Annotated in this window: 5 protein-coding genes; all 5 read left to right on the forward strand. The window is 70.1% G+C overall.

Features of this window, described 5'->3' with window-relative positions; translation table 11 throughout:
- Nucleotides 1-180, forward strand: a 180-nt coding sequence (locus D588_RS28405; protein WP_232764229.1) for a hypothetical protein, incomplete at its 5' end; no start/stop codon positions are given.
- A complete protein-coding gene (locus D588_RS0105305) occupies nt 107-733 on the forward strand; it encodes a MotA/TolQ/ExbB proton channel family protein (protein WP_232757222.1) in 627 nt (208 codons plus the stop codon). The genes D588_RS28405 and D588_RS0105305, both read left to right, overlap by 74 nt.
- A 4-nt stretch (nt 734-737) precedes the next feature.
- On the forward strand, nt 738-1,175 hold the full coding sequence (locus D588_RS0105310) for a biopolymer transporter ExbD (protein ID WP_010342642.1): 438 nt from the start codon (nt 738-740) through the stop codon (nt 1,173-1,175).
- Nucleotides 1,172-2,944: a lipid A export permease/ATP-binding protein MsbA gene (gene msbA, locus D588_RS0105315; protein WP_026143406.1), complete on the forward strand. Its 1,773-nt coding sequence runs from the start codon at nt 1,172-1,174 to the stop codon at nt 2,942-2,944. Before D588_RS0105310 ends, msbA begins: the two co-directional genes overlap by 4 nt.
- The coding region (locus D588_RS24060; RefSeq protein WP_043083535.1) for a tetraacyldisaccharide 4'-kinase at nt 2,941-3,211 on the forward strand (271 nt) is incomplete at its 3' end. The genes msbA and D588_RS24060, both read left to right, overlap by 4 nt.

Here is a 3,211-nt window from a genome sequence, read left to right on the forward strand (position 1 = left end):
GCGGAGCGGGCGCGGGCGGCTGCTATCCTATCGGCCAGTGAACGAACGGCCGAGCGTGCCGGAGGGTTGCGACGTGTGGGAACTGGTCAAGGCCGGTGGCTGGCCGATGGTGCCATTGCTGCTGTTGGGCGTGGTCGCGCTGGCGATCGTCCTGGAGCGGTTCTGGAGCCTGCGCCGTAGCGAGGTGTTGCCGCCGGGACTGGGCCAGGAAGTGCGCAACTGGGCCACGCGCGGCAAGCTCGACCCCACCCACATCGAATCGCTGCGGCGCAATTCGCCGCTGGGCGCGTTGCTCGCGGCCGGCCTGGACGTACGCAACCGTCCGCGCGAGATCGTGCGCGAGCGCATCGAGGACACCGGCCGGCACGTCGTGCACCGCATGGAGCGTTACCTGAACGCGTTGGGCACGATCGCCTCGGCCGGGCCGCTGCTGGGCCTGCTCGGCACCGTGGTCGGCATGATCCAGATGTTCCTCGGCATCCTCGACCATGGCCTGGGCGACGTGAACCAGCTCGCCGGCGGCATCGGCAAGGCGCTGGTGTGCACCGCCACCGGCATGATCATCGCGGTGCCGGCGCTGATCTTCCATCGCCATTTCAAGGGCCGCATCGCCGGTTACGTGATCGAGATGGAGCAGGAAGCCACCGCGCTGACCGATGCGCTCGACGGCCATGGCCGGGCGGTTGCGCCGGCACGCGGCGCCGCGTCGAACGCCGCGTCGGCCAAGGGCTGAGCCGGTGCGGATCCGCGACGACCGTGGCCAGGACGAGCCGCACATCGACCTGGTACCGTTGATCGACGTCATCCTGGTGCTGATCATCTTCTTCGTCGTGACCACCACCTTCGATGCGCGTTCGACGCTGCAACTGCAGCTGCCCAACGCCAGCGACCGCAATGCGCCGCCGCCAGCGCGCGCGCTGAGCGTGCTGATCAACGCCGACGGGCATTACTTCATCAACGACCAGGAAGTGCTGCGCACCGACGTGGAGTCGGTCAAGCGCAGCATCGCCCAGGTCGCCGGCGACGACCGCGAGCAGCCGGTGCTGCTGCGCGCCGACGCGCGCACGCCGTACCAGGCGGTGGTCACCGCGCAGGACGCGCTGGGCCAGCTCGGGTTCCGCCGCATCGCCATCGCCACTGCCCCCGAAGTCAACAGGGACGGAAGCTCCAAGTGAATGTACCCACCGACGTGCCCGTCCAGGATTCCCCCTGGCGGACCTATCGCCGCCTGTTGTCCTATGCCGGCGGCTACCGCGGCCTGCTGCTGATCGCCGCCGTCGGCGCGCTGCTGGAAGCGCTGGCCGGCTCCGGCTTCCTGGCGCTGATGAAGCCGATCACCGACGAGACCTTCATCGCCCGCAACCGCGAGGTGGCGATGTGGCTGCCGTTGCAGATCGTCGGCCTGTTCGTGCTGCGCGGTATCGCCGGCTACGTCACCGACATGTCGATGGGGCGCGCGGCGCGGAGCATTTCCCGCGATTTCCGGGTCAACGTGCTGGACAAGTACCTGCGCCTGCCGGGCAGCCGCTTCGATGCCGAGCCGGTGGCGTCGATGCTGGTGCGGCTGGGTTCGGACAGCGAGCAGGTGGCGCAGGCCGCGGTCGACGCGATGAAGGTGATGGTGCAGCAGACCCTGCAGATCGTCGGCGCGCTGGCGGTGATGCTGTGGTACAGCTGGACGGTGACCGTGACCATCCTGCTGGTCGCGCCGCCGCTGGCGTGGGTGATGGACCGCGTGGCCAAGCGCTACCGGCGGGTCAGCCACCGCATCCAGGAGAGCAACGCCGAGCTGATGCAGTCCGCCGAGCAGGCCCTGTCCGGCAACCAGGAGGTCAAGGTCTACGGCGCGCGCGCCAGCGAGATGGAGCGCTACCAGCACCTGGCCGACACCAACCTGCATCTGGCGATGAAGGTCGAGTCCACCCGCGGCATCTCCTCGGCCGCGGTGCAGTTGCTGGGCGCGATCGGCCTGGCCGCGTTGCTGCTGATCGCCGGCCACGAGGCGCTGGCCGGGCGCCTGACCGCCGGCGAGTTCGTCTCGCTGATGACCGCGATGATGGCGATCATCCCGGCGCTGAAGAACCTCACCAACGTGCAGAACATGCTGCAGCGGGGCGTCGCCTCGGCGCAGCGGCTGTTCGTGGTGCTGGATGCGCCGGAGGAACAGGACAGCGGTACCCGCCACATCGAGCGCGCGCAGGGCCGGATCGAGTTCCGTGAGGTCACTGCCGCCTATCCGGGACAGGCGCGGCCGGCGCTGGCCGAGGTCAGCTTCGTCGCCGAACCCGGCACCGTCACCGCCATCGTCGGCCGCTCCGGCAGCGGCAAGTCGAGCCTGGTCAAGCTGATCCCGCGCTTCTACGACCCGCAGTCCGGGCAGATCCTGCTCGACGGCCATCCGCTGCAGGAGTACCGCCTGGAGGATCTGCGCCGACAGATCGCCCTGGTCGGCCAGCAGGTGATGCTGTTCGACGGCAGCATCGCCGAGAACGTCGCCTACGGCGAGATGCGCGAGGCCGGCCCTGCGCAATTGCAGCAGGCGATCGCCGATGCCAACGCGATGGAGTTCGTCGAGCACCTGCCGGACGGCCTGCAGTCGCAGGTCGGGGCCAAGGGCGGGCGCCTGTCCGGCGGCCAGCGCCAGCGCCTGGCGATCGCCCGCGCCATGCTCAAGGACGCGCCGATCCTGATCCTCGACGAGGCCACCGCCGCCCTGGACAACGAATCCGAGCGGCTGGTGCAGGATGCCTTGCACCGGCTGATGCCCGACCGCACCACGCTGGTCATCGCCCACCGCCTGTCGACCATCGAACACGCCGACCAGGTGCTGGTGATGGACCACGGCCGCATCGTCGAGCGCGGCACCCACCGCGAGCTGCTGGCGCTGGGCGGGGTGTATGCGCACCTGCACAGCATGCAGTTCCGCGAAAGGCAGTTCGGATGAGCGAGCGCGGGCCGCACACCCCCGCCTATTGGTACGGCACGGGTTCGCCGCCGCTGCACGCGCGCGTGCTGACCCCGCTGTACGCGGCGGCGATCGCGTTGCGCCGCGCGCTGTACCGTCGCGGCTGGCGCAAGCGCCACAGCATCGCCGCGCCGGTGGTGGTGGTCGGCAACCTCACCGCCGGCGGCACCGGCAAGACGCCGTTGACCATCGCCCTGGTGCAGCGCCTGCGCGACGCCGGCTGGAGCCCGGGCGTGGCCAGCCGCG

It is taken from the genome of Xanthomonas sp. SHU 308 (genome assembly GCF_000364645.1).
GTDB lineage: Bacteria > Pseudomonadota > Gammaproteobacteria > Xanthomonadales > Xanthomonadaceae > Xanthomonas_A > Xanthomonas_A sontii.

Bases quoted from the DNA above. Each gene is read 5' to 3' on its own strand.
- D588_RS0105305 (WP_232757222.1), top strand. From the start codon at position 107: ATGGTGCCATTGCTGCTGTTGGGCGTGGTCGCGCTGGCGATCGTCCTG.